The organism is Pedococcus aerophilus (assembly GCF_039532215.1).
GTDB lineage: Bacteria > Actinomycetota > Actinomycetes > Actinomycetales > Dermatophilaceae > Pedococcus > Pedococcus aerophilus.
Genome location: NZ_BAAARN010000001.1, coordinates 2,075,277 through 2,099,935 on the forward strand (window position 1 = coordinate 2,075,277; position 24,659 = coordinate 2,099,935).

The window sequence follows — 24,659 nt, forward strand, 5'->3', positions numbered from 1 at the left end:
GAAGGTTGGTCCCCGTCATCCCTGGTCCGGCCGGATGTCCAGGGCTGGGAGTGCGTCCACGATCTTCATGGTCTCGACACTGACGGTGACGATGCGAGCGAGGAGATCGAGGATGTAGCGCGGATCCCCCACCTCTCGCGACCAGTCGTTGGGGTTGTTGACGATTCCCGACGCCTTGTCGATCTTGATGTAGTAGCGGTCGATGATCCACTCGATGGCAGAGCGGGAACCGAGCATGTAGCGGTACGCCTCGTCCGGGATGGCCCGCAGGCTGATGTTGCTGTTGTAGACGATTGTGGTGCGGTCCCGCTTCTCGCCGGCTGCCTTCTGCTCGGCGGTCGGTTTGCCAAAGGCCATCTTCTTGTCGCCTACGGCGTAGAACTCGTATGGATCACGCTCCATCGGCGCGTTCGTGCCGAGCCCGTCGAGTGGGTACGGAGTCACAGTCTCGTAGCCCAGGTGCAGTTCCGAGAGCAGGCGCCCGGCGTCGATGAACGGCTGCGCATCCTGCACCAGCGGGATGCGCGGCAGCATCTTCTTCAGGTCTGCCGCGTAGGTCTCGCGGAACTCGGAAGAGTGCAGCAGACCGTAGACGTAGAAGAAGACGTCGTCCTTGGTGACAGCGGGACCGTACGCTGCGTGGAAACGCTCGAGCGCTTCGTCCGCAATGTTGTCGATCCGCCGGTATCCATTCACAACGTCGCCGTCCACTGACGCGTCGAAGGTCATCATCCCGTCGTCCGAGTTGACCTGTTCGTACCTCCACCGCGCGAAGAACTGGCCACCTTCTGAGCCGTAGAAGTTGAGATCCGGGAGATGCGCGACCATCAAGGCCGCGAACGGCTTGAGAGCGCCGACAGCAACTTGGTAGAAGCCGTAGTTGGGATGGTCGGGGGTGGGGAAGAGGTCGTTCAGCCGGTAGACCATGTCGTTGAGTGCACGGTCGAAGCAGACATGCTCTCGCGTGAAAGGCCGATATCCCGCGGGCCGCACAGCAGCTGCGTCGAAGACTCGTCGGCGGCCTCGATCGAGGTCTCCCAACAGACCTCGGCTCCAGCTGATAAGTGCTGGATCGCTGTTCACGCTCTTACTGGTTCGCCCGGCCGCCCGCTCACTCTCGTACGTGGCAACTAGTCGATCCATGTTTGCTGCGACGGCAGCCGCCGAGAAGTTGTAGCACCAAGCGTCGCGCGCAGTTGCAAGCCCCCGCGAGAACAAATCGAACGCTGCGTGGCCCTGCTCCTTGTCTCCGATGGCGAGGTAGGCGCTGAAATCGTCGCGCCGTTGGTGGAGCCAGTCGCCGTAGGCGTTGGGGGTCAGGTGAGTGACAGGCTCAAGCCTCGTCACCCCCTCAACATCCTTAACCTTCGCGAGCTTTGCCTCGCGCGTGAGGTAGTCGCCGATGTCGGTGTAGTGGACACGCGCAGGACCCTCATGCGCAGGGTCCTTCACGAGGATCGTGATGGCGACAGTTGCTCGAGATCCGCCGCCGAAGACCTTGCCGCCTTCCCTGAGTGCTTGGTCACCTGCGGTGCGCTGGTTCCCGCGCAGGTTCAGGATGTGAATGTCGCTGAACTCCTCGGCGAGCGTGAGGCGCATGCCATCTGCCGTCGTGGAGTCCAGCCAACCGCCATTGGTGACAAAGGCGATAACGCCCCGATCGGTGATCCGGAGCGTGGCCCACTTGATCGCGCGGATGTAGGAGTCGTAGAGCGAGTTCTTGTTCGTGGCGGTAGACCGTGCGGCGTAGGTGTCGCGAATAGCGCTATCAAGGTCGGGGTACTTCTCGTTGGCGTTGTTGTCGTTGGCAGAGTCCTGACCGGAGGAGTACGGAGGGTTGCCGATGATGACTTGGATGTCGAGGGCCTTGAGCTTTTCGAGCCGTTCGTTGTTCTGGACGAAAACCGTGGTGTCCAGCCGGTCGTCGTTCTCCCAGGACTGCAACGTGTCGGTCAGGACGAGTCCGGGGAACGGTTCGTAGGCAGCGGTCTCCCCGAGGTGACCGCGTAGGTCCTGGTAGGTCGTCTCGATGTTGACGGCGGCGATGTAGTACGCGAGCAGCAGGATCTCGTTGGCGTGCAACTCGCGGGCGTACTTGCGGCGGAGGTCCTGCGGTTCGATGAGTCCGATCTGCAGCAGCCGAGTGATGAACGTGCCGGTGCCGGTGAAGCCGTCGAGGACGTGTACGCCCTCGTCAGTGAGGCCCTGGCCGAAGTGGCGCCGTAGGACGTCGTCGGCGGATCGGAGGATGAAGTCGACGATCTCAACGGGGGTGTAGACGATGCCGAGCTTGTCGACGGTCTTCTTGAACGCGGTGGCGAAGAAGGTGTCGTAGAGCTTGACGATGAGCTTCTGTCGCCCGTCGGCGGTGTCGACTCCCGTCACTCGCATGCGGACCGAGTCGTAAAACTTCTCCAACGAGTGGTTCTCGTCGTCTAGGCGGTGCTCGTCAAGGGCTCCGAGCATGCGCTCCATGGTTTGGGCGACTGGGTTATGGGCGGCGAAGTCGTAGCCGCCGAACAGGGCGTCGAACACCGGCCGGGTGATGAGGTGCTGGGCGAGCATCTCGACGGCATCGGCGCGGGTGATGCCGTCGTTGAGGTTGCCGCGGAGCCCTTCAAGAAACTTGTCGAACTCCTCCGTGACGACCGGGTCGCCACCGTCGAGTAGTGAAGTGATCCTGGTGATGTGACGCTGGGCGATGTCAGCGATGTCTTTGGCCCAGTCTTCCCAGTAGGTCCGGGAACCCACCTTGGCCACGACCTTGGCGTAGATGGCCTCGCGCCACTCGTCCAGCCACGTCAGGGCGAGGGCGCCTTGAGTCCCGGTGCCGTCACCCGACCGGTCGCCGTCGCCGGGGCGCGGGACACCGATGACATTGACCTTGTCGTCGCGCTTCTTGACCAGCTCGATGCGGTTAACCATCGCGTTGAACCGCTCGTCGTGAGCACGAAGGGCTTGGAGCACTTCCCAGACCGCGGCATACCGCTTGTTGTCCTTTAGCGCCTGCTCGGGCGTCATGCCGGCCGGGATGCCGATGGGCAGGATGATGTAGCCGTACTCCTTGCGCCCCTTCGGATCCGTGCGCATGACGCGCCCGACCGACTGGACGATGTCGACCACTGACTTGCGCGGCGACAGGAACATCACCGCATCGAGGTTGGGGACGTCCACTCCCTCGGAGAGGCAGCGGGAGTTGGTGAGGATGCGGCAGGTGCCGTCCGGAATGTCTGCGCGCAGCCAGTCGAGGCGGGTGTTGCGCTCCAGCGCGTTGAAGGTGCCGTCGACGTGCTGGATCTCGCAGGTCAGGACCGGGTCGCCCGCCTCGTCCTCGAGGTCGTGGGCGGCGGCGTACTGGGCCACGGTCTGCCCGAACAGGGACTCGATCTGCTTGGAGTCCTTGATGGTGCCGGCGAAGGCGACTGCACGACGCATCGGCGCGGGATCTGCCGCGAAGGAGTGCTCGGCGTCGCCGCGCTTCGCCAGTCCGTTCCAGCAGCCCACGATCTTGGCGGCGTCATCCAGCCGTAGTTCGTTGCCTTCGTCAGCGAGCTGGAGCTGGAACGTGCGGGAGACGCTGGTCTCGTCGACCGCGAGGACAAGCACCTTGTAGTCGACGAGTAAACGGCGGGTGACGGCTTCGCCAAAGCCGAGCCTGTGAAGCTCGGGTCCGAACAGGTCCTCGTTGTCCATGGACGCGAGGATCGCGTCGGCGTCGCCGGCCTTGGCCTTGGAGGAGTCGTCGTAGATGCGCGGTGTGGCGGTCATGTAGAGCCGCTTGGCCCCGCGGATGTGGTCGTTGTTGTGCACCCGGACGAAGGCGGATTCGTCCTCCCCGGCCAGGGTGGTGCCGGTGGTGCGGTGCGCCTCGTCGCAGATGATGAGGTCGAATGCCGGGAGATCGCCCTGCTTCTGCGCCTGCGCGACGACGTCAATGGACTGGTAGGTGGAGAAGACGACCGTCATGGAGTCGGACTCGCCAAGAGCTTGGGTCAGGCGGGACTCAAGGACGGCGACGTTCGTCGTGGACGGCAGGGCGAGATCCACCGCGGAGATGTCCTCGTTGACTGCCTTGGACCGTGCGGTGGCCTTGCGGTCGGAGCAGACGGCCAGTGGGGCGAGAGGCACCTCAGCCTCGGTGGCCCACTCACGCAACGTCTGGGACAGGAGGCTGATGGACGGCATGAGGAAGAGGACACTGCCGCCGGCACCCACGAGCTGCTCGGCTAGTCGCAGGCTGGTGAAGGTCTTGCCGGTACCGCAGGCCATGATCAACTTGCCGCGGTCATGTGTGGCAAAACCCGCCGTGACCGCCTCCACGGCCTCCAGTTGGTGTGCGCGGAGCTTCTTCTTGTCACTGACCGGGAGCACCTGCGGCCTGGCCCAGTCGAAGGCATCCCAGTCGACGACGGAAGCTTCCAGGTCGGCCATGCCGATCCGGCGGACCGGGATCTGCTGCGCCTGGATGGCGTCCTCAGCGTGGCCGTTCCACCTGTCCGTGGTCGAGACGATGATCCGCTGTGCAAAGCCCTCCTTGCCCGACGCGGACAAGAACGAGTCGATGTCGTTCTTGCCGATTGTTGACCCGGGTGCGTAGAACTTGCACTGGATGGCGACGTTTGCACCGGTCAGGCGGTCGACGGCGACGAGGTCGATGCCGGTGTCGTGCTTCCCGTCGCGGCCGGGCCATTCCTGCCAGAGGTAGACCTCGCTGAACTGCTCGGCGTACACCGGGTCAGTTCGCAGGAACTGAGCCATCAACTCCTCGAGCTTGCTGCCCTTGTCGGCCTCCGACGTGGACTGCCCCCGTAGTTCGTCCAGGACCTCGTAGATCGACGTTGACATGCCCGCATCCTGCCTCACCCACGGCTCGACGTGAGGCATGGCCCGCCAACTCGCGCCGATGAGCGGCCATGCCGTCTGGCCGGGTGCGCGAGCCTCAGCCCCCTGCGTGTGGTCCGGCCGGGATGTCGGTCATGTCCCGTATGGTTCAGCCGCAAAGCGAGGGGGATCTCATGGCACGCAAGCCAAGTCCGGTCACTGCCGTGACCCTGTACCAGTTGCATGGCCCGCCGTCACTGGGTCGGCACATTCGAGAGCGCTACCGCGAGTCCGACGACTTCGAGACGCGAGAGGTGGTGGTCGGCGGTCGCCGGGGGATCCTTTTGCTCGGGGCGACGCCAGCGAAGACACCGGCCTGGGTCTCGACCCTCAACGGTTGGCTTCCTACAGACGACCTTCCGGAGCTAACGAACCAGAACGCCGCCGCATGCCTTCTCCTGCCCCGCCGCGACGGCACCGACACCTGGGCGATCTGCTTCGGTCTTGGGTTCCACCTTCTGGAGGCCGCACGCATCGTCCCCGGCATGGGCCGCAGCCTGGCGATCCGAACGGCCGACCCTATTCACCTGAAGTCTCTGACTCACTCACGATTGGACTCCCGCGCCTACGTCGCCCGCACGTCCATGCCAGGAGGGGACGACCTGGACGCCTTCGGGATTGGCGGCGTGGCCGACCTCGTGACACGGATGGTTGCACCCGCCCGCCTCCCCGGCACCACTTCGGCCGAGGACACCAGCCGCACTCACGAGGTGCGGGGAGCGGACTCCGTGAAGCTGCCTCTTGCGAACACGCAGTCGGCCCTCATCAGGGACTTGGACGTCGTCGAGGACCTTCTCGCGCTTGACCCAGTAAGCGAGTTGGCCGAGATCGAACAGCTCTCGGAGCTCAAGCCCAAGGACCCTCGACTGTCCCAGCTCGAGGAGCTTCTCGATGGGGCCCTCGGAGATGCTTCGGACGACCGCGTTGGACTCGCTTGGCCAACGGAGGCAGCGGACATCGCCGTTCCCATCCACCACCTCATCGTGGAAGGGGCGCCGCGCGGACATACCGGGGACCGTGAGCGCCCAGCCATACTCGAAACCATCATCGGCCCCGTGCGCGACCTGCCCTCCGGCCACCGAGTTCGGCGACTCCGCTCGATGCGCGTCATGGCATTCACCGACATCGACGATGCTGCGAGCAGCCTCGTGCCAGCCCGGCGCTGGATCGTCGCCGAGTTCGAGCACGAGGGACACCGCTACTGCCTGCACGATGGCCGGTGGTTCGAGGTCGATCAGCGACTCACTGACCGCATCAGTGCCCGACTCACGCGCCTGTTCGACGTACAGAGTCAGCTTGACGCCCTACCGGCATGGTCGACCGGGGACGAAGCGGAGTACAACCAAGCGCTTGCCGAGACTCTCGGGGGCGTCTGCCTCGACCGGCAACTGGTGCGAACTGACCAGCACAGCAGGGGGTTCGAAGCCTGCGACGTGCTGACGCGCGAAGGAGTGCTGCTCCACGTCAAGAAGGTCGACCGCTCCACACCCGCTAGCCACCTGTTCGCGCAGGCAGCCGTCTCGACAGAGGCGCTGCTCACGGACCACCAGGCGCGCGGTCGGCTTCGAGAGCTGGTGACAGCCAACGGCGGAGACCCTTCATGGGTACGGGAGCGACCGACCGAAGTCGCACTGGTGATGGCCAGGCCACGAAAGATCACACCGGAGGACTTCTTCTCGTTCAGCCGCGTCAGACTCGCTCGACTCGCAGACGAGGCCGATCGACTTGGCGTGCCCCTCACCGTCCACTGGGTCCCTCTGGAGGCAAAGTGAGCTCCGCGGCTGACGATCAGATGGGACGCGATATGCCCGGGGACCAGGATGCGAAGGCAATCGCAGATGCGGTGATTCGCGCTAGCGGACCCATCGGTCAGTGGGCCCAGCCCGCGGGCTACCCGACCTCCTTGGCCTTGTGCATCATCGACTCGATCCAGTCCGTCGGCGTCCGGTACAAGACAGTCGAGAATGTCGTCGACCGCTACCGCAACCTGCGAGGGACCGAGGTCGCAAATACGGACGGCGCACCCGAACTGGCGGCGGTCTTCGACGACATCGGCGTCGACGGATTCATCGCAACCGTCGGGAACCGGAACAGGACCTCGACCCAACCCGGAGCCGCGCTCAAGGCAGAGGTGATCCAGAAGGCTGCCGCCCTCCTGTCACTCGACGCGCCTACAGCTGGCGACCTGCGAGGACGTGCCACAGATCTCGACCTCGAAGCCCGATGGAGAGACCTTCCCGGCCAGCGCTCCGGAATCACGTGGCGGTACCTGCTGATGCTGGCGAACGTCCCTAGCGTCAAACCCGACCGCATGGTGCGACGCTTCGTCTCCCGGTCCGTCGGCCGGCCCGAGACCTCCTTCACTACAAACGAACTCGTACGACTCGTGACACTGGCCTCCCAGCACCTCGGCGTGAGCCCCACCCTCACCGACCACCTCATCTGGAGGACAGCGTCTGGACGAGGTCCCCGCCCGATCACCCCACCCTCGCCGGGGGCCGAACTCGCGGGGACCCACCTTCACACGCCGCACGAGGGTCAGCGCGTCCATGGAATCGTGAGCCTCGGAGAGATCGACCGACGGCAGACACGAGCTGGATACCCCTGGGGGATCATCGCGGCCAGTTGGAACGAGCGCCCCATCAAGCTCATCCTCTTCCCGATGGCATGGGACCGCTACGCAGCATTGTTGGGTTCCCCAGCCGTGCGAGTCGTGGGGGACCTCACTCGCACCGAGGACGGCACCTCCGGGCTGAGCGTGCTCGACATGCACCTTGAGCATGGTGGCTAGGTCGTACTCTTCGACTGCACATGCTCACGCACGGCGCGGCGCCACGAGCGGCACAAAGTCCGCTCATGACGAGACGAGGATTTCTGGAATGAACGCCTGGAGCCAACGCCTCGCGTTGACGCATCACGGTGCGACAGTTCTTGAGCGCCGACGCGGCGAATCACCATGACAGCGGATCCAGGACTCACGCAAGCCGCGAGGCTAGAGCCATGATGGGTGCGCAGCCAGAAATGGAGATCGGGCCCTACCGGCTGATCCGGGAGCTAGGTCACGGTGGATTCGGTACGGTCTGGCTGGCTCAGAGCGAGAGGTCGCCTGCCCACCAAGCCGCCGTCAAGATCCTCACCCCGATCTCGTGGGACCACCACGATGCGGTGGCGCGCTTTGGCCGGGAGTGGACTGCGAGTTCCAAGGTGCGAAGCCGGAACATCGCACGCCCCCAGCACTGCGACCTTGATGCGCGACCCCCATGGATCGCGTACGAGTACATCGACGGTCGCACCCTTCGCGAACAGCTCGCGGACGGACCGCTCACACCGTTCGATGCAGCCACCATCTTCCTCGGAGTAGCCAACGGACTGAAGGCACTGGCCTACCGCGACATCGTGCATCGGGACTTGAGCTTGGACAACATCATGGTCCGCTCCGATCCAGCGAGAGGACTGGATGGGGTGATCATCGACTGTGGCATCGCCAGCCTGGGCGAGGGCACTCATTACACAAGGGATGCCGTCGGCAGGATGGAGTTCCAGGCACCGGAGCAACTTCAGGGCGTGACCCTCGGCCCTGCGGTGGATGTTTGGCAGTTCGCAGTAGTTCTCGTGAAGTCGCTCACCGGGCACCTGCCCTTCGCCGGGAAGGACCTGGGTTGGCGGATGCGAGAAGCCATCGAGGGCGGCCCGGACCTTCGCGGCCTCCCGGAGCCCTTCATCCCCCTTGTCAGGCAGAGCCTCTCCCTGTCCCCCAAGGACCGCCCGACAGCCACGCAGCTCATCCAGAGCCTGGAACTCATCAAGCAGCAGGTGACGCCGCTGGTACAAGGCCGCCTTGAACGCCTTGAGACGCAGCTAGCTCACAACGGCGAGATCCGACTCTACGGCGTCGTCAAGGTTCCCCGTGACGGGGCAAAGCGCACCATCAACCTGTATGAGCGCGACCTGCGTGACGGGGCATTGATGCTCGGCGACGAGGTCTCCATCGCAGAGGACTTGCCCGGAGCACCTAGGCGTTCGATCTTGCAGATGGCCAACGCCGCTGAACGGAGCGGTCGCGAACGGCCGATCAAGCTTCCGACGACTTGCCCGTCGTGCGGCACACCACTGCCTAAGTCCGACGACGGAGGCGTGGTGCCGAGGTGCCCACGGCCCCGCTGGTGTCCTAGTCCACTCCGAGCCAGGATGCGCTGGGTCGCGCGTCGACTGAGTCTGCCCCTCGAGGATGAAGACATCGAAACGCTCCTGACCAGTGGCCTCGTTCACGACGAAAGCGAGCTCTTCTCACTGACCAGAACAACGTTGGGATCCATAGCACGGTTCAGCGCCTCCACCGCGGACGGCCGAACCTCGTTGACCCCGAATGGCGAGCGACTGCTGGCAGCCATCGAGGCCAACATGAACATGTCCATGGAGGTCGCGTTGAGTGCCGTTGGATTCGCACCGAACTTCCTAACGCACGTCTACTTCACGATCGACGAGTTCCTCCAGGCCATGCGCGAGGATCCACAAGAACTTGCGCGCGTCGCCTCCAACCTCCATCTCCCTGACCTTGTCATGGAGCCACACGCAGACGACCTCTGGCGGTGCAGAGTCCTTGACGTCTGGCTTTCAGCGGGCGTTCGCATTGAGTCCCGCTACGAGCCGACTCCGGTACGTGCACGACGACCGTCCACGCCTGATCACTAGCAGCGCGGCGAGGCGCGAGCACGAGGCCAGCACTCACAGGCCGTGTGCACACTCCGGGAATCTGGTGTGGAGACGTCTCGAGCCGAGATGCCGACTACCTCCTGACCAGCGCGTTTGCATTTCGGTGAACACCCCTCCCACCGCGAGATCTGGTAGCCATGACCTCATGAGGATCGGGAACACGCAGGTCCGCCCGCTCGGCGGCGCCCCGGGATGTCTGACGATGATCCTGGTCTCGGCGGTGCTGTCGGTCGCGCTCACCGTCCTGCTCAACCTCGTCCTGCGCTGACGGGAGTCGAGAAGGCCCCGGGGCTTCGACCTCAGCCGTGGATGACGAGGTCGCCGGGGGCGACGGACCCGGCTTCCCGGACGCGAGCATCGACACCGAACACCGGCGAGCCGGCAGCGTCGACGAAGCCGAGTGGTCCGAGCGCGGTGAGGATCCCTGGGCGGCGGTTGCCTCCGACCGGGTCGGCGTCGATCACGGCGCAGCGGTCGATCGGACCGACCACCTCGACCACCGCTGACCCCACGCGCAGGCGCTGACCGGAAGACGGGTCGGACTCGGCCTCCAGCACCACAGAGGCCCTGAACCGCTCGGCCAGGTCACGCGGCACGTCGATCCCCTCCAACCGCAGCCCCGCCTCGAGCCGGGCGAGTGTCCCTGTCGTCAGCATCGAGACGGACGCACCCCACACCGCCACACCAGGGTCGACAGCGACGACGACAGCAGGTCGCCCCAGGAAGGCGGACACCGCGCCGTCGAGCGTCCCGTCGAGCGGGTGCAGAGCCGCCTCGCGCCCCCAGTAGTCGCCGGTCACCGGGGGGCCGGTGCGCTCCGTCGACCCCCTGACCTCGGTCCCGTCAGGCATCCGCAGGCAGAGCCGGTCACCGGCGACCTCCGCCTCGACGCGACCCAGCGCGGGATGCTGGACGGTCCGCAGCACCTGGCCCGTCGACGGGTCGGCCACGGCGTACGCCCGGTCGCCCTCCACTCCCCCAGTGGTGACACGGATCGAGCCACGGGTCAGGTGACGGGTCCCCTTGACGGCGGCGAAACCCACTCGTGCGACCCGCATCCGACGATGCTCGCACGCCCTCGATCAGGTGACGAACACGTTCCAGCAGATGTCGCTGCGGCGGTCCTGGTCCTCGACCCAGCTCCCGGACCTCCGGTGGCAGCTGTTGGCGCTGCCACGCGCACTCGCGGCGCCCCGCCCGCTCGGCCTCGGCGGACGGCACGGAGGCCCGAACGGCTTTGATGGCGTAGGCCGCTGCACCCAGGCCGTGCTCGGCGACGTGGGCGACGACGCCCGCCTGCCCCGCTGCATACGCGGCGAACCTCGGTGCACCGAGCAGGTCTCTCTCGGCCCCCATCGCGTGGCCGTCGGCCGCGCGAGAGCTCGTGGTGCTCGTCGGTCAGGGTCCCGCCTCGCCGGATGGTGACGAGGCGGGGGTCCCTGACCGACGGGAGGATCACGTCAGTCGGCGACGTAGAACATCCGCTTGTTGACGAACTCGTCCATGCCGAGTGGGCCGAGCTCGCGGCCGAAGCCGCTGCGCTTCACGCCACCGAAAGGCACCTCGGCGCCCTCACCGGCGGGGGTGTTGACGTTGGACATGCCGACCTCGAGGCGCTGGGCGATCTTGGTCGCGCGCTCGGTGTCGGTGCTGAACACCGCTCCACCGAGGCCGTACTGCGTGTCGTTGGCCAGCTCGAGCGCCTCGTCGTCGTTGGTGACCTTGTAGACGACGGCGACAGGTCCGAACAGCTCTTCGCGGTAGGCGCGCATCTCCTTGGTGATGCCGGTGAGGACGGCCGGCGAGTAGTACGCCGCGGGTCCGTCACCCAGGACACCACCGGCATGCAGGGTCGCGCCCTTGTCGACGGCGTCCTTGACCTGCTCGGCCAGGGTCTCGGCGGCCTTGCGCGACGAGAGCGGGGCGAAGGTGCCCTCCTCCTCGGCGGCCGGGTCACCGGGGCGCAGGTCCTTGGCCTGCTCGACCAGGCGCGCCACGAAGTCGTCGAACACGTCGTCCATGACGATCATCCGCTTGTTGGAGTTGCAGGCCTGGCCCGTGTTGGAGATGCGGGTCTCCCACGCGGTGTCGGCCGCCGCCTTGGCGTCATCGGTGTCGAGGATGACGTACGGGTCGGAGCCGCCGAGCTCGAGCACGCACTTCTTGAGGTTCTTGCCGGCGAGCGCCGCGACGACCGCACCCGCGCGCTCCGACCCGGTCAGGGAGACACCGGCGATGCGCGGGTCGGCGATGATCGTCTCGATCTGGTCGTGCGTCGCGAACACGTTGACGTACGCGCCCTCCGGCACTCCCGCGTCCTTCATGATCTGCTCGACCGCGAGCGCTGAGCCGGGCACCGACTCGGCGTGCTTGAGGACGATCGTGTTGCCCAGCATGAGGTTCGGGGCCGCGAAACGGGCGATCTGGTAGAAGGGGTAGTTCCACGGCATGATCCCGAGCAGCGCACCGATGGGCAGCTTCTGCACCATGGCCTTGCCGCCGGAGAAGGTCTTGATCGGCTGGTCCGCGGCCAGCGTCGGGCCCTCGTTCGCGAAGTAGTCGAAGATCTCGCCGCAGAACTCCGCCTCGCCGACGGCCTCGCTCAGCGGCTTGCCCATCTCGCGGGTCGCGATCGCGCCCAGCTCGTCCTTGCGCTCGACGAACAGCTCCGCGATGCGGTGGACGACCTTGGCCCGCTCCTCGATCGGCACGTCCTTCCACGACGTGTATGCCGCGTGCGCGCCGGCGAGGGCGGCCTCCACCTGCTCGTCGGTGGCGGGGTCGAACGTCTTCTCCACCTCACCCGTCGCGGGGTTGGTGATCGCGTAGGTGGGGGAGGTCTTGGTCTCGCTCATCGCACATCTCCTGTGGCTCGGGACTTCTCCTCCCGAAACTATCCCGTCGGCGTTCGAGCGGCGAGACCGGGAGATGCCCTCACACGGCAAACCGCTCGGGTGCCAGTCGCGCGAGCCGGTGACCCAGCAGGGCACCCACGCCGGCACCGATCAGTGAGCCGAACCAACCGTAGGTCCGCAGAGCCGCTTCGATGAAGGAACCGACCAGCTTGAACGGCCCCGGCAGCGTGGAGGCCGCGAGGTCGAGCTCGAGCACCCCTTTGCCCAGAAGTGTCGCCACGGCCAGGGCCGCGACGAAGCAGAGCGTCACGGCGAAGACCATCGGGTAACCGAGAAGGCCGGATCGCTCTGACACGATCACCGCGCCCATGCAGCCGAGGGTCCACGTGAGTGTGGCAAAGAAGACCGCCAGCCATCCGCCGTCCAGGGCGTCGCGGACCTCGGGGCTGATGGCTGCACTGGTCACGGGCACCCCCAGGTAGCCCAGCACGAGCAGGATGGTGTCGACCCCGTCGAGGCCCTTGTCCATCTTCGTGCCGTCCTGCTTGATCTGCTGATGGACCTCCCCCAACGTCGGCGGCCGATCGACCTGCGCGGCGATCACCGGGATTGCACTCCTGACACCCTCGACGAACCGCTCGTACTCGAGGTCGCCGTTCGCCAGGTGAACCCGTAGCCGCCCACCACCCGGGAGGCCTCGCAGGTCTGCCCTGGCGCGTTCGACCGCCAGCGCCTTGGTCTGAGCCGTATGGCTCGAGGGTCCCGTGTCGCTCTCGGCGACAGACCAGCCGACCCCGCTCGACTCTCGTCGGACGACACGCATTCCGGCCATCTCTGCCCCTCTCCACCTGCCGCAGCCACCGGTGTTGGGTGGCGGCGATGACGGACGCGTTCAGCCCATGGTGGCCGCACGGACATTCAGGGTCGATAGCCCATGCTGACTACATCTCGTGGCGAACCGCACGATCACGCCCGTCCGGTTCGCCGCATCCTCGCGCGCGGGACCGGCCGCGTGGCAGGCTCCCTGCCGTGACCGAACTGTCGACCTGGGCCGCGGCCGCCGTCGCCCATGTCGAGCGCTCGGCCACGGGCGGGCCGCTCGCCGACGACCTCCGGGTCACCCTCAACTTCCACCCGGACCGCGACTTCCGCGGCACACCCATCCTGCGAGCGATGGCGGCCGCCCGCACCTATCGCTCCCAGTTCGAGACGGGTACCGGCAACGGTGGGCTCACCGCCCACCCCGGTGGCGCCCGCTGGCTGTGGGAGCAACGCATCTTCGGTGGGGCGTATGACGAGGCACCAGATCGCGAGCGACCCAAGTACGGGGCGCTGAACCACCGCGGGCGACAGGTGGGTGCCGCGCCCCGATTCGGCTCGGCGCACATCCGCCTGGCGCGGGAAGCGTTGCAGCGCAGCACCTTCTGCTACCCGGACTCGTTCCTCGAGCCGGACCACTTCGCGACGGCGCACCACTTCGACCTGACGACGATGGCAGATCGTGAACTCCACAGCGGCGCCGTCGACGACCTGGACAGCTACGTCGAGGCGCACGTCCACGGGGTCGTCGACCTGGCGCGGGACGTCGAGGCGATCGTGCTCGATCCGTGCTTCCGCGGCACCGATGTCGAGGCCGCCGCCCACGACCTGCCGTGCGCGGTCGAGTGGCACGACGGGTTCCGGCTCCACCTCGACACGGTTCGCGCCCACCCCGACTACCGCGGTGAACACGTGGTCGAGCTGGCAGAGCTGGTGGCCGTCGACGGGTGGCTCACCCCGGACGTCATCGGTCACGCTGCGGCCACCAGGGACCACGAACGCCAGACGCTCAAGCAGGTGTGGCACCACCTGGCGAGGTTCGGCGCACCCGACTCGTCAGTCGAGCGCTGACTCGACGAGCAGGGGGCGTTCGAGGTCGCTGTTGTCGATCACGAGGTCGGCGCGTTCCCACGGTGAGCGTTCGGCGAAGTACCGCTTCTGCGCCTCGACGTACCGGCGGAGATCCGGGTGGGTGGGATCGGGGGGCGAGCCGTCGCGCACGGCCATCCGCGCGGCCGACACCTCGAACGGCACCTCCACGAAGATCGTGAAGTCGAACGCACCCTCGAGCTCCGCGCGGTGCAGGAACAACCCGTCGATCACGACCACTGCTCCGGCCGGGGCCGTCTCGAGCGGCTCGTGGAGCACCTCGTCGGTCACGACGTCGTGGCCCGCCACCCGGTAGCGACGAGATCCGTTCGGTCCCAACGGCTCCAGCACCTCGTCGAGGAGCCGGTCGTAGTCGAATGAGTCGAGCCAGAAGCCCTCGGGAGACCGTGCTCCGCGGGCGTAGCGCTCGGCCCGCACCCGGTGCCAGCCGTCCACGGACAGCTCCACGACCGGTCGACCGATCTCACGCAGGGCCGCGGCCAGCTCGGCGGCGAACACCGTCTTCCCCGCACCGTCGACCCCGTCCACCCCCACACGGACGCAGTCCTCCCCCACCGGTGCCGGCACGAGGGAGGCGACCTTCGCAACCAAGGCCGCCCGGGCACCATACGAGTCCTCGGGACCGGTCCGGTCGATGTCGCGGGCCTCGGTCACAGGCCGGGGATGAGCCAGCCGAGCAGCGTGACGAACCCGATCACCGCGCAGGCGAGGAGCAGGATCCCGACCGCGACCGCGATGATCACCGCGGCGTCGACACCACCCTCGCCGTCACCCTCGGCGGCGTCGATGCCCACCGCCGGCTGGTCCTTCTCGACCCGGCGGCGCAGGGCGTCCACGCGCTTGTTGCCCTCGTGCTCGCGCACGGAGCGCGGCAGGCTGTGCCACATCTGGACGAAGTTGTCGGCGTGCCGGTCGCGCCAGGCGTCCACGGCGTCGTCGACGTCGGAGCCGCGACGGTTCGTGCCGAACCACGCCGCACCCGCGGAAGGCAGGTCGCGCATGGTCGCGTGCACCTCGCCGAGCAGTCCGAGAGCCTCCTGGTCGTAGGTCGAGGCGACGTGGGCCACGAGCCGGTCCCGCGCCTTCCACTCGCGTCCTGCGGCGAGGTCGGCGCGGGCCTGGGTCACGACACCGTCGAGGGCGCTGGTGCGGCTGTCGGTCGGCGTCTTCTCGGTCACACCGCGAGTATGCCGCGTCCGGCGGATCGTCCGTTCTGGTGGGGTTGGCCACGGGGGCTTGCATTCATTACCCGCCAGTAGCACCATTGAAGTTACCGGCCAGTACGGATCGGTGCCAACGATGTCTGAACACGTGCGGAGGTGCCCGCGATGGGCCACTACAAGAGCAACCTGCGAGACCTGGAGTTCAACCTCTTCGAGGTCTTCGGCCGTCAGGACGTGCTGGGCCACGGTCCGTACGCCGAGGTCGACGAGGACACCGCGCGCGAGATGCTCAAGGAGGTCTCCCGCCTGTCGGAGAACGAGCTCGCCGCCTCCTTCGCCGACGCGGACCGCACCCCGCCGGTCTACGACCCGAAGACCTTCTCGGTGACCATGCCCGAGAGCTTCAAGAAGTCCTACGCCGCATACACCGAGTCCGGCTTCTGGGCCGTCGACGTGCCCGGCGAGCTCGACGGCACCGTCGCCCCGCCGTCGCTCAAGTGGGCGATGAACGAGATGGTGCTCGGCGCCAACCCGGCGATCGCGATGTTCGCCGCCTCGTACTCCTTCGCCAAGCTCCTCTACATCCTCGGCAACGACGAGCAGAAGAAGCTCGCGAAGTGGATCGTCGAGAAGGGCTGGCACTGCACGATGGTGCTGACCGAGCCCGACGCCGGCTCCGACGTGGGCGCCGGTCGCACCAAGGCCACCGACAACGGCGACGGCACGTGGAACGTCACCGGCGTCAAGCGCTTCATCACTTCGGCCGAGTCCGACATGGTCGACAACGTCATCCACTTCGTCCTCGCCCGCCCCGAGGGCGCCGGCCCCGGCACCAAGGGCCTGAGCCTGTTCATCGTCCCCAAGTTCCACGTCGACCTCGAGACCGGCGAGCTCGGCGAGCGCAACGGCGCCTACGTCACCAACCTCGAGCACAAGATGGGCCTCAAGGTCTCCACCACGTGCGAGGTCACCTTCGGCGAGAAGGAGCCGGCGGTCGGCACCCTCACCGGCGACATCCACGACGGCATCGCCCAGATGTTCCGCGTCATCGAGCACGCCCGGATGATGGTCGGCACCAAGGCGATCTCCACGCTCTCGACGGCCTACCTCAACGCCCTCGACTACGCCAAGCAGCGCGTCCAGGGCGCTGACCTCACCCAGCAGGCCGACAAGACCGCGCCGCGCGTGACGATCACCCACCACCCGGACGTGCGCCGCTCGCTCATGACGCAGAAGGCGTATGCCGAGGGCCTGCGCGCGCTGGTCGTCTACACCTCCACCCAGCAGGACATCGTCGACCAGGCGTTCCTCGAGAGTGGTTCGGAGGAGATCACCCCCGGTTCGCCGGCGGATCTCGCGAGCCGGGTGAACGACCTGCTGCTGCCGATCGTCAAGGGCGTCGGGTCGGAGCGCGCCTGGGTGCTGCTCGGCACCGAGTCGCTGCAGACCCTCGGCGGGTCCGGCTTCCTCCAGGACTACCCGATCGAGCAGTACATCCGGGACGCGAAGATCGACACCCTCTACGAGGGCACGACGGCGATCCAGGGCCTCGACTTCTTCTTCCGCAAGATCATCAAGGACAAGGCGCAGGCCCTGACGCACCTGTCGATGCAGATCCAGGAGTTCGCCAAGGACCTCGGGAGCACCGGCGGCACCCTCGACCGCGAGCGTGAGCTGCTGGGCAAGGGCCTCGAGGACGTCCAGGGCATCCTCGGGTTCATGGTCGGCGAGCTGATGAAGTCCGACCCGCGCCAGGACGGCGGTGAGCTCACCAACCTCTACAAGGTGGGCCAGAACACCTCGCGCCTGCTCCTCGCCGCCGGCGACCTAGTCATCGGCTGGCTCCTCCTCCGCCAGGCCGAGGTCGCGCAGAAGGCGCTCGAGTCCGGGACCGCGTCGGCCAAGGACGTCGACTTCTACCAGGGCAAGATCGCGGCGGCCTCCTTCTTCGCCCGCACGATCCTGCCGAAGATCGCCGCCGAGCGGGCGATCGCCGAGGCGACCGACAACGCCCTCATGGACGTGCCCGAGTCGGCCTTCTGACCGACGGGCCCCGAGAGGGCCCCACCGGGAGCGGACGGGTATGCCGCCCGCTCCCGGCGCGCACGAAGGGCTGGCCTCCCCCTGCGGATGCCAGCCCTTCGTCGTCCCCACGACCGTGGTTGCGACCCCCATGTGCAGGCAACCACAGCCTCTGAACATGGATTCGGCGCCCGAGGCGGACCGGATTGGTCGGTGCGCACACTTTCTGAGGGCCGGTGATGAGGGGCCGGGGCGGACACGACTGAGGGCGGCCCGCGTCGGGCCGCCCTCAGTCGTCGTAGTGGTGCTGCAGTGGCGCTGTGGTGGCGCCGCGCTCTCAGCGGTCGCGGTCGACATCCACCTCGTCGACGCGGGTTCCCGTGGCGGGGTCGGTGTGGCTGACGCGACGGGCGGAGTAGCCGCCACCAGTCGTGGTGCGGCGCGTGACGACGAGGGACAGCAGGATGGCGAGAACGCCGGCAGCCATGCAGATCCACCCGATCATGCCGAGGTTGACGGCGTCGACGGAGGCATTGAGGGCGAACGTCAGGACGGCGCCGACGACGATGAGGAAGATGCCCAGTCCGATGTACATGCTCACTCCTGGAGAGGTCGCGGGTGCAGGCTGACCCGGTGGCACGACTGTAGACCCGGTGCAGTTGACCTGCAGGAATGGCGCGCAGGAACAGCCGAACGCCCGATCCCGTCAAGAGCCGCCGAAGCCTCCGGATGTGCCACCGCCACCGCCGGGGATCCGGTGCTCCTCAGCAGAACGCCCCTCGTAGGTGTTGCCGCCCTTCTTCCCGAACGACGCTCCCCGGCGGTTCATCAGGTACGCGAGCACCGCGATCACGATCACCAGCAGCACGATGAGCTTCAGCATCGCTACACCTCTCTCCAGCTTGGGCGCAGGCACCGACCGGGGCCTCCACCTCGAGAGTAGGCCTCTCCCGCCGCAGTCAGGCCAATCGGATTCCCCCTGTTCAACCCTTGTCGTTCGAACACCCGTTCGAATAGAATAGGGCATGGTCGCAGACGCTGCTCTTGGGATCGTCCCGGTGGGGACGGTTCAGGTGCTGCGTGAGATCGGCGCACTGGTGGATCGAGTGCAGACCGGGGACGTGGTCGGTGGTGCCGCGGCGGGCGTGGCGCTGGGTGAAGTGGACCGGGTGATCGCGCGGTTGCAGGCGGTGCGGTTGGCGTTGCTGGCCGAGGCGGACCGGTCCCAGGTTGCGGTGGGCGCGGGGTTGACGGGGACGTCGGCGTGGTTGGCGGCCAGGACCAGGCGTGAGGGTGGCCAGGCGGCGCGGGACGTGCGGTTGGCCACGGCCCTGGACGACGGGTTGCCCGCGACACGGGAGGCGTTGGCAGCCGGTGACCTCTCGACCGAGCACGCGCAGGTCATCGCCACGGCCACTGCGGCATTGCCGGCGGATGTGTCCTGGTCCGACCGTGCGCTCATCGAGACACAGTTGGTGCGCCGAGCCCGGCTGGTCGACCCCGGGACATTGCGCCGCGAAGGACGCCGGGCGCTGGCCATCGCGCAGCGGACCCGCGCCGAGGTCGACGCGCACGAGGACACGGTGCTGCGGTCCGAGGAGGACGCCGCGTTGGCCAGGACGCGGTTGACGTGGCACCACAACGGTGATGGCACCACGACGGGTCACTTCACGGTCCTGACGTTGGCGGCCTCAATCCTGGCCAAGGCCGTGCAGCAGATCGCCCCACCCCGACGGTTCGCCCACCGAGCAGCCACCGCCGCCAAGACCGCGGGCGGCGCCATGGGCGCCGCGACCTCGGTTGGCGTGGCGGGACCGGTCGGCGGCAGCAGCGCCTCGGGTGCCGCGGCTTGTGGTGTTCGAGAGGCGACGTGGGAGGCGTTCCGGGCCGCGGACGGGGACTGGGCCCACCGGTACGGTGCCGCGTTCGTCGAGCTGCTCGAGCACCTGCCCACCGACACCCTGTCCGGCAAGGTCGCCGCGACCGTGGTCGTCACGATGGACCTGGACCAGCTCCGGGCCGGGGTCGGCGCAGCCCACCTCGACACCGGCCACGACCTGTCCGCCGGACAAGCGCGCAGGTTGGCGTGCAACGCCGGGATCGTGCCCGCCGTCCTGGGCGGCCGGTCGGTGCCGTTGGACCTCGGACGACAGGAACGGTTCTTCACCGGGGCCCAACGCACCGCCCTGGCCACGACCTACGACACCTGCGCCGCGACCGGGTGCGACCGGCCCTATGCCTGGTCCGAGCGCACCACCAGGACCCGTGGTCCAAGGGAGGGCGCACCGACCTGGCCGACGCGGTCCCGTTGTGCGTATACCACCACCGACGAGCCCACGACCCGACCTTCACCCACCACATCGACACCACACCGACCGGGAAGAAGACCGTCACCTACACCCGGCGCACGTAGCTGGGCGGTGTTCAGGTGCCGCGGAGGTCGAGGGTGAGCTCGGCGGGGGCGTCGTCGACGAGGACGACAGGGATGCCCCAGTCCTGCTGGTAGAGGTGGCAGGCAGCATGCTCGGGCACCTCGCCGGTGACGGGGTCGCCGTCGCAGGAGGCTGCCTGCACCGAGATGTGCAGGACGCCGTCGCCGACCGAGGGGTCGAGGTCCAGGATGCGGGTCAGGCCTTGGGCACTGCCGCCGCCGGAGCGCAGCAGGTGCTCAGGAGTCGCCGAGACCATGAGCCGTGTCGGGTCGCCCCAGCGGTGGTCGAGCTTCTGGCCCGTCGGCGGGAAGAAGGTGACCTCGAGCCGTACCTCGCCCGCCGCGATGCTGGTCCGGGGCCGCTGCGTCTGGCGGGCGAGCCCGTCGACCCGGGTCGCCCGGTCGGGCAGGGGCACCCGCACGAGCTGGTGGGCCGCGGACTCCACGACGACGAGCTGGGTCGACGACGATCCGGTGCGGTCCTCTCCAGAGGGACCGGAGGTCTCGACCACGGCGTCGGACGGCTCGCGCAGGCCGCTGGCGAGGGTGCTGACCTCACGCGTGACCGGGTCGAACCGGCGGATGGCACCGTTGTAGGTGTCGGAGATCGCCACCGAGCCGTCGGGCAGCACCGTGACACCGATCGGGTGCTGGAGCAGCGCTTGGTCGGCGGCACCGTCGCGGTGACCGAAGTCGAACAGGCCCTGGCCGACGTGGGTCGTGACGACGAAGCCCTCGTCGGTGACGTCGAGCGAGCGTAGGGCAGAGGTCTCGGAGTCGGCGACCCACAAGCGAGTCCCGTCCGCGGAGACGGCCAGACCGGACGGCTGGGCGAACCACGCCTCGTCGGCCGCGCCGTCGCGCAGGCCTTCCGCCGAGGTCCCGCCGAGGACGGCGACGGTGTTGTCGGCGGGGTCGGTGGCCAGGTGCAGGGCCCAGAGCTGGTGGACGCCGGCCATCGCGATGACGACCCGGTCGATGAACCACGCGACGTCCCACGGGGTCGACAAGGCCTGCTTGAGGGCGGGGCCGCTGCCGGAGCGTTCGCGCAGCTGCTCACCGGTGCCGGCGAGGACGGTCCAGGTGCCGTCGGCGAGACGCAGCCCCTTGACCTGGTGGTGGACCGAGTCGGCCACGACCACGTCGTAGCCCACGCGCTCGGCCGCCGACGCGGGGAGGGCGAGCACACCTTGGGGTTCTGCGAGGTGGTCCGCCCCGAAGCGGCCGCGCTCGGTCACCAGATCAGGCTCGAGCCACACGATCTCGTGGTGCGTGGTGTCGGAGACGACGAACGAGCCGTCCGGCAGTGCGGTGACCTTGCCGGGGAACCGCAGCGCGGTCTCGGCAGGCTCCGGCGCTGCATACGGTGAGTCTCCTTGGCGCAGCGTGCCCTTGGCGGTGTGCTCGGCGATGAGCTCTTCGACGAGGACGGACAGCCCGTGGGCGTGACCCTCGCCCGACATCGAGGCGACGATGTAGCCCTCGGGGTCGATGACGACCAGGGTCGGCCAGGCGCGGGCCGTGTAGGCCTGCCAGGTGATGAGGTCGGGGTCGTCGAGGACGGGGTGGTGCACTGCGTACCGCTCCACGGCGGCGGCGAGGGCATCAGGGTCGGCCTCGTGCTCGAACTTCGGGGAGTGCACCCCGATGAGGACGAGGGAGTCGGCGTACCTCTCCTCCAGCGGGCGCAGCTCATCGAGGACGTGCAGGCAGTTGACGCAGCAGAACGTCCAGAAGTCGAGGACGACGATCCGGCCGCGCAACTCGGCGAGCGAGAGGTCGACGCCGCCGGTGTTGAGCCAGCCGCGGCCCCTGAGCTCAGGGGCGCGGAGTCGCGAAACGCCTTTCACAGCCGGCGGTCCCGGAGCACGGGGAACTGCTCACGCCAGGTCGTCACGGCATCCATGTCGACCTCAACACTGAGCACCTCCTCGCTAGTCCCGGCCATGGCGAGCGCCTCGCCGGAGGCGGAGATGACCTGGGAGTGCCCGCCCATCTCGGTGCGGGCGTGGGTGCCGGCGGTGTTGCAGGCGATGACGACGCACTGGTCCTCGATCGCCCGGGCGTGCGCGAGCAGCGTCCAGTGCCGCACGCGGGCGGCCGGCCACGCGGCAGGGACGAGGAACGCGGTGGCGCCGGCGTCGAGCTGGCGGCGGTAGAGCTCGGGGAAGCGCAGGTCGTAGCAGGTGGACAGCCCTGCGCGTCCCTCGCCGCCGGGGAGGTCGACGAGGACCACGTCCTCACCCGCGTCCATGAGCTTCGGCTCGCCGGCCCCGAAGCCGAACCGGTGGATCTTGCGGTAGGTCGCGACGAGGCTGCCGTCGGGGCCGTAGACCAGGGAGGTGTTCCAGAGGCCGCGACCCTCGGGGCCGGTCTCGCCGTCGGCAGGCCGTTCGACGATCGAGCCGGCGTGGAGCATCACCCCGGCGTCGCGCGCGGCGGCGGACATGGCCGTGCCGATCGCCCCGTCGACGGGCTGGGCCCGGTCGACCCACTCGCGGTAGGCGAACCCGCCCGGTGCCCACAGCTCCGGGAGCACGACGAGGTCGTGGCCGCGCTGCTCCCGGACGAGGGCGGCGACCCGCTCGACCCGCTCGTCCATGGGTTCGTCGTCGCCGTAGGCGACCTGCAGCACGGCGAGCTTCATCGTCGGTCTCCTCGTTCGCGGAGGTTCTTCAGGTGCTCGTTGTAGGCGGCGAGCTCGGCATCGCCGTCGCGGTCGGCCTGCCGGTCCTTGCGCCTGGTCTCGATACGGTCCGAGCGGACCCAGGCGATCGCGACCATCAGCGTCAGCGCCACGGTGGGCGCCTCACCGATGCCCCAGGCGAAGGCCCCGGCCTCCTTCTGGTCCTGGAGCGGGTCGGTCATCCACGGCAGCTTCACGACCTCGAAGAAGTCGGGGGCCAGCAGCGTCGTGCTGCCCGTCATGACGACGCCGAAGAACGCGTGGAAGCTCATCGTCGCGAAGAGGATGACGAGCAGCATCAGTGGCGGCCACTTCTTCGGGCCGGGGTCGATGCCGACGAGCACCCAGACGAAGAGGTACCCGCTGAGCAGGAAGTGGAACATCATCAGCATGTGCCCGGTGTGGGTGCGCAGCGCCAGCTCGAACAACGGCGAGTAGTAGAACGCGGCGAGGCTGAAGAAGAACAGCGCCGCGGCGACCACGGGGTTGGCGAAGGCCTGGAACACCCGCGAGTGCACGACCTGGAGGATGACCTCGCGCGGCCCCCACGTCTTGTCGGGGCGCGACGGCAGCGTCCGCAGGGCCAGCAGGATCGGCGCGGCCGGGACGAGCAGCAGCGGGACGAGCATCGCGACGGCCATGTGCATGACCATGTGCATCGAGAACAGCACGCGGCCGTACACGCCGGGGGCGCCGCACACGGCATACAGCAGGACCGCCCAGCCGAGCACCCACACGATGGTGCGGTGGACCGGCCAGCTGTCGCCACGGCGGCGCAGCCGCACGACGCCGGCGACGTAGAGGCCGATGGCGACCAGCGCGGTCGCGACCCAGAACCAGTCCGTGGTCCACGTCGTGAACCAGCCGCCGCTCGTCAGCGGCGGGGGCTCGGGGTAGCCGGTGAGGTTGTAGGCCGGTGTCGCGTCGGCGACGGGGGCGTCGGAGATCGGCGGGGCGCTGCGGGCCATCGCGACGGCGGTGCCCATCGCGATGCCCATGATGACGAGCTCGGCGACGACGAGACGGGTGAAGGCGGACCCCGGGGTGTCGCCGCGCAGGCGGGCGAGCAGGCTACGCCGGTGCAGGTAGCCGGCGACGCCGAGCAGCACCAGGGCCAGGGTCTTGACGATGACGAGCGCGCCGTAGCTCGTGCCGAGGTTGGACCAGGTGCCGACCCGCAGGAACGCGCTCTGCACACCCGACACCGCGACCCCGACGAAGCACCAGAGGGCCAGCGTCGAGAAGCGGGCAGCGGTGGCGGCGAGGTCGCCGCCGGTCAGCATCGGGCGCAGTGCCGCGAGCGCCAGCAGGCCGCCGACCCAGACGGTCACGGCGACGAGGTGCAGCGCGAGCGCGTTGACGGCGGTGCCGTGGTCGGTCGCCCCGGCGGCGTGGCCGGCGAGCGCGAGCGGGAGCAGCGCGACGACGGACAGGGCGGCGAGCCAGGCCATCGCCGCCCGAGTCGTGGCGACCAGGGCGCCGACGCAGACGAGCGCCGCCACCGCGGTGGTGATGAGCACCTCGCGGATCGGCAGCACCTCCCACGCGAACGTCGTGAACTGCTGGGCGAAGCCCGGGTCCGAGACGGGTATGCCGATCAGTGCGGCCATGCCGAAGACGGCACCGACCGCTCCGGCCACGGTCCAGACCCCGGCGGCGACACCGGCCAGCCGGGTCGCGGTGATCCGGCGACGGGTGCGGGTGGTCTCCGGGACGAGGAAGGCGGCGAGCACGAGCAGGCCGACGGTGACCGAGGCGGCCGCGTCGTGCAGCACGCGGGCGTAGAGGACGCCCCAGCGGACGACCGAGCCGGGGTCACCGACGACGGGAGCGGTGGCGGCCTTGCCGACCAGGGCCGCGAGCGGCAGGGCGAGCAGGACCGCCACGACGAGGGCGACCCCCGGGAGCCTTGCCGGGGCAGCCGCCTGCGGTCTCACGGACACCGCAGCAGGTGAGGTCATGGCCCCAGCCTAAGTAGG

Annotated in this window: 18 protein-coding genes and 1 pseudogene; 7 read left to right on the top strand and 12 right to left on the bottom strand. The window is 68.2% G+C overall.

The annotated features are described in order from the left end of the window. Nucleotides 1-15: 15 nt before the first annotated feature. Nucleotides 16-4,845, bottom strand: a complete 4,830-nt coding sequence (locus tag ABD286_RS09900) for a DEAD/DEAH box helicase (RefSeq protein ID WP_344192685.1) — start codon at nucleotides 4,843-4,845, stop codon at nucleotides 16-18. 200 nt (nucleotides 4,846-5,045) lie between these two features. On the opposite strand from ABD286_RS09900, the gene ABD286_RS09905 reads away from it, so the two are divergent. The 4 genes from ABD286_RS09905 (at nucleotide 5,046) to ABD286_RS09920 (ending at nucleotide 9,862) form a co-directional block, all read left to right on the top strand. Next, complete coding sequence (locus tag ABD286_RS09905) at nucleotides 5,046-6,653, top strand: DUF6119 family protein (RefSeq protein WP_344192687.1); 1,608 nt, start codon at nucleotides 5,046-5,048, stop codon at nucleotides 6,651-6,653. Between the two features lie 32 nt (nucleotides 6,654-6,685). Beyond that, nucleotides 6,686-7,672: a hypothetical protein gene (locus tag ABD286_RS09910; protein ID WP_344192689.1), complete on the top strand. Its 987-nt coding sequence runs from the start codon at nucleotides 6,686-6,688 to the stop codon at nucleotides 7,670-7,672. 209 nt (nucleotides 7,673-7,881) lie between these two features. Next, a complete protein-coding gene (locus tag ABD286_RS09915; RefSeq protein ID WP_344192691.1) occupies nucleotides 7,882-9,573 on the top strand; it encodes a protein kinase domain-containing protein in 1,692 nt (563 codons plus the stop codon). A 166-nt stretch (nucleotides 9,574-9,739) separates the two neighbouring features. Continuing rightward, nucleotides 9,740-9,862, top strand: coding sequence for a hypothetical protein (locus ABD286_RS09920; RefSeq protein WP_344192693.1), 123 nt, complete (start codon nucleotides 9,740-9,742; stop codon nucleotides 9,860-9,862). Nucleotides 9,863-9,893: 31 nt separating this feature from the next. On the opposite strand, the gene ABD286_RS09925 is transcribed toward ABD286_RS09920, so the two are convergent. The 4 genes and pseudogenes from ABD286_RS09925 to ABD286_RS09940 all read right to left on the bottom strand — a co-directional run bounded on the left by ABD286_RS09925 (nucleotide 9,894) and on the right by ABD286_RS09940 (nucleotide 13,053). Beyond that, nucleotides 9,894-10,652, bottom strand: a complete 759-nt coding sequence (locus ABD286_RS09925; protein ID WP_344192695.1) for an MOSC domain-containing protein — start codon at nucleotides 10,650-10,652, stop codon at nucleotides 9,894-9,896. A gap of 154 nt (nucleotides 10,653-10,806) precedes the next feature. Further along, nucleotides 10,807-10,950: pseudogene (locus ABD286_RS09930) on the bottom strand (putative immunity protein); the annotation flags it as partial. A gap of 104 nt (nucleotides 10,951-11,054) precedes the next feature. Continuing rightward, nucleotides 11,055-12,449, bottom strand: a complete 1,395-nt coding sequence (locus ABD286_RS09935) for an NAD-dependent succinate-semialdehyde dehydrogenase (RefSeq protein WP_344192698.1) — start codon at nucleotides 12,447-12,449, stop codon at nucleotides 11,055-11,057. A gap of 79 nt (nucleotides 12,450-12,528) precedes the next feature. After that, nucleotides 12,529-13,053 carry a hypothetical protein gene (locus ABD286_RS09940; RefSeq protein WP_344192700.1) on the bottom strand — a complete coding sequence of 175 codons (525 nt, stop codon included), beginning with the start codon at nucleotides 13,051-13,053 and terminating at the stop codon, nucleotides 12,529-12,531. 425 nt (nucleotides 13,054-13,478) lie between these two features. Between ABD286_RS09940 and ABD286_RS09945 the strand changes: the two genes are divergently transcribed. Beyond that, a complete protein-coding gene (locus ABD286_RS09945) occupies nucleotides 13,479-14,339 on the top strand; it encodes a DUF3626 domain-containing protein (RefSeq protein WP_344192702.1) in 861 nt (286 codons plus the stop codon). On the opposite strand, the gene ABD286_RS09950 is transcribed toward ABD286_RS09945, so the two are convergent. Together ABD286_RS09950 and ABD286_RS09955 are read right to left on the bottom strand one after the other, a co-directional pair. Further along, nucleotides 14,325-15,032 carry a nucleoside/nucleotide kinase family protein gene (locus ABD286_RS09950; protein ID WP_344192704.1) on the bottom strand — a complete coding sequence of 236 codons (708 nt, stop codon included), beginning with the start codon at nucleotides 15,030-15,032 and terminating at the stop codon, nucleotides 14,325-14,327. The two genes, ABD286_RS09945 and ABD286_RS09950, sit on opposite strands and share 15 nt — an antisense overlap. Continuing rightward, on the bottom strand, nucleotides 15,029-15,556 hold the full coding sequence (locus ABD286_RS09955; protein ID WP_344192706.1) for a DUF6584 family protein: 528 nt from the start codon (nucleotides 15,554-15,556) through the stop codon (nucleotides 15,029-15,031). Before ABD286_RS09955 ends, ABD286_RS09950 begins: the two co-directional genes overlap by 4 nt. A gap of 150 nt (nucleotides 15,557-15,706) precedes the next feature. Between ABD286_RS09955 and ABD286_RS09960 the strand changes: the two genes are divergently transcribed. Further along, the gene (locus ABD286_RS09960; protein ID WP_344192708.1) at nucleotides 15,707-17,584 is read left to right on the top strand and encodes an acyl-CoA dehydrogenase; all 1,878 of its coding nucleotides are present in this window, start codon (nucleotides 15,707-15,709) and stop codon (nucleotides 17,582-17,584) included. A 316-nt stretch (nucleotides 17,585-17,900) separates the two neighbouring features. Here ABD286_RS09960 and ABD286_RS09965 read toward each other — a convergent pair whose 3' ends face one another. Then, entirely contained in the window at nucleotides 17,901-18,158 is a 258-nt protein-coding gene (locus tag ABD286_RS09965; protein ID WP_344192710.1) for a DUF6458 family protein, read from the bottom strand. A gap of 111 nt (nucleotides 18,159-18,269) precedes the next feature. Continuing rightward, the gene (locus tag ABD286_RS09970; RefSeq protein WP_344192712.1) at nucleotides 18,270-18,446 is read right to left on the bottom strand and encodes a hypothetical protein; all 177 of its coding nucleotides are present in this window, start codon (nucleotides 18,444-18,446) and stop codon (nucleotides 18,270-18,272) included. A gap of 142 nt (nucleotides 18,447-18,588) precedes the next feature. Between ABD286_RS09970 and ABD286_RS09975 the strand changes: the two genes are divergently transcribed. Beyond that, on the top strand, nucleotides 18,589-20,013 hold the full coding sequence (locus ABD286_RS09975; protein ID WP_344192714.1) for a DUF222 domain-containing protein: 1,425 nt from the start codon (nucleotides 18,589-18,591) through the stop codon (nucleotides 20,011-20,013). Here the strand turns inward: ABD286_RS09975 and ABD286_RS09980 are convergent. Genes ABD286_RS09980 through ABD286_RS09990 form a run of 3 tightly spaced genes read right to left on the bottom strand, consistent with a single transcriptional unit; the run spans nucleotide 19,988 to nucleotide 24,641 of the window. Next, on the bottom strand, nucleotides 19,988-21,844 hold the full coding sequence (locus ABD286_RS09980) for an NHL domain-containing thioredoxin family protein (protein WP_344192716.1): 1,857 nt from the start codon (nucleotides 21,842-21,844) through the stop codon (nucleotides 19,988-19,990). The genes ABD286_RS09975 and ABD286_RS09980 overlap by 26 nt on opposite strands. After that, the gene (locus ABD286_RS09985; protein ID WP_344192718.1) at nucleotides 21,841-22,641 is read right to left on the bottom strand and encodes a carbon-nitrogen family hydrolase; all 801 of its coding nucleotides are present in this window, start codon (nucleotides 22,639-22,641) and stop codon (nucleotides 21,841-21,843) included. The genes ABD286_RS09980 and ABD286_RS09985 overlap by 4 nt, the downstream gene beginning before the upstream one ends. Beyond that, complete coding sequence (locus ABD286_RS09990; protein ID WP_344192720.1) at nucleotides 22,638-24,641, bottom strand: bifunctional copper resistance protein CopD/cytochrome c oxidase assembly protein; 2,004 nt, start codon at nucleotides 24,639-24,641, stop codon at nucleotides 22,638-22,640. The genes ABD286_RS09985 and ABD286_RS09990 overlap by 4 nt, the downstream gene beginning before the upstream one ends. Between the last annotated feature and the right edge of the window lie 18 nt (nucleotides 24,642-24,659).